At 43.3% G+C, this 504-nt stretch carries 1 pseudogene; it reads right to left on the reverse strand.

What is annotated here, in order from left to right:
* Positions 1–443, reverse strand: a pseudogene (locus GQR53_RS20630) (transposase); the annotation flags it as partial.
* Positions 444–504: the final 61 nt, after the last annotated feature.

The raw sequence follows: 504 nt of genomic DNA on the forward strand, positions 1-504 counted from the left end.
TGCTGTTTTAATTGTGCAATGGCTGGCTGTAAGGTTTGTTGTTCACCCACTGAACCCCACGCTTGAGCTTGCAGGATAATTTGGTGTTTATCATCGTTTATCGCGATGCCGTTGTAGCCTTGAATTGTCCCTTTTGAGGTCGTCATTTTCGCGCTGTCGGGGTCGGTGATATTACTTTTAACTGGCTTGCCTTTACTGCCTGTTTTTTCTTTGTGAGTGGCTAAAAACTCGGTGATTTTACCTGCACTTTTATCTAGCTTTTCTTTTTGTTTTAAATCCTGAGTTATCAATTCTTCGCCCAGCCCATCTTGTGATTGGTGGCGTTCAATAATACGTTTGCTTGCGCGTTCTAGTTTTGCTTTTTTGCGACCTAACTCATCGAATGTGCCACTCCACTCTTTACTCGCATTGGACTTTAATTTACACCCATCAATGGCAAACATGTTGCGGCCTATCAAGCCTTCCTCATCACATATCATCAGCACTTGCGTAAAAAGCGGCTCA

This window comes from Pseudoalteromonas sp. Z9A6 (assembly GCF_011378805.1).
GTDB lineage: Bacteria > Pseudomonadota > Gammaproteobacteria > Enterobacterales > Alteromonadaceae > Pseudoalteromonas > Pseudoalteromonas distincta.